Source organism: Lichenibacterium minor (assembly GCF_004137685.1).
Classification (GTDB): Bacteria; Pseudomonadota; Alphaproteobacteria; order Rhizobiales; family Beijerinckiaceae; genus Lichenihabitans; species Lichenihabitans minor.
Genome location: NZ_QYBB01000152.1, coordinates 1 through 1,172, shown reverse-complemented (window position 1 = coordinate 1,172; position 1,172 = coordinate 1). Strand labels below are relative to the sequence as shown.

The following is a 1,172-nucleotide window of genomic DNA, read 5'->3' as shown; positions in this document are numbered from 1 at the left end:
GCGGTGTGGTGTCGACCGTCCTGGCCAGCCTGATGGCGTGGCTGATCTCGCGCGCCATCGCCCGGCCGATCGGGTCCATGACGGTGGCCATGCAGGCTTTGGCGCGAGGCGACCACGGCGTGACGGTGCCGGCGCTCGGCCAGCGCGACGAGGTCGGCGCCATGGCGGACGCCGTCCAGGTGTTCAAGGCCGCCGCGGCGGAGAAGCTGCGGCTCGAAGCGGACGCGCTGTCGGCGGGGCGCCTGACGGAGGAGGAGCGGGGCCGCACGGCGGCGGTGCTGGCCGACGCCGCGGCCGCGCAGTCCCGCGTGGTGGACCTCGTGGCTTCGGGCCTGGCGCGGCTGTCGGGCGGCGACCTGTCCCACCGCATCGACGAGGCGGTCCCGGCCGAATACGAGCGGCTGCGCGCCGACTTCAACGGCGCCATGGCGCGCCTGCAGGACACGATGCGGACCGTGTCGGCCAGCGCGTCGGCCATCCGCTCCGGCACCGGGGAAATCTCCGCCGCCTCCGACGACCTCAGCCGCCGCACCGAACAGCAGGCGGCGTCGCTCGAGCAGACCGCCGCGGCCCTCGACGAGATCACCGCCACCGTGCGCCGCACCGCCGAAGGCGCGAAACACGCCCGCACCGTGGTGGGCAGCGCCCGCGGCGGGGCCGAGCTGTCGGGCGCCGTGGTGCGCCAGGCCGTGGACGCGATGAGCGGCATCGAGCGGTCGTCGCGCGAGATCGGCCAGATCATCGGCGTGATCGACGAGATCGCGTTCCAGACGAACCTGCTGGCGCTCAACGCCGGCGTGGAAGCGGCGCGGGCCGGCGACGCGGGGCGCGGCTTCGCCGTGGTGGCCTCCGAGGTGCGGGCGCTGGCGCAGCGCTCGGCCGAGGCCGCCAAGGAGATCAAGGGCCTGATCTCGACCTCGGGCACGCAGGTCGAGCAGGGGGTGACCTTGGTGGGGCAGACCGGGGAAGCACTGTCGCGCATCGTCGCCCAGGTGGCGGAGATCGACGGCATCGTGGGCGAGATCGCGTCCTCGGCGCAGGAACAGGCGACGGGCCTCGACCAGGTCAACACGGCCGTGAACCAGATGGACCAGGTGACGCAGCAGAACGCCGCCATGGTGGAGGAGTCCACGGCCGCCAGCCACGCCCTGTCGCGGGAAACGGCGGAGCTC

At 74.0% G+C, this 1,172-nt stretch carries 1 protein-coding gene; it reads left to right on the top strand.

The window, feature by feature from the left end; all coding sequences use genetic code 11:
- Positions 1-32: 32 nt before the first annotated feature.
- Positions 33-1,172: methyl-accepting chemotaxis protein (locus tag D3273_RS27785; protein WP_281011439.1), on the top strand; the 1,140-nt coding region annotated here is incomplete at its 3' end.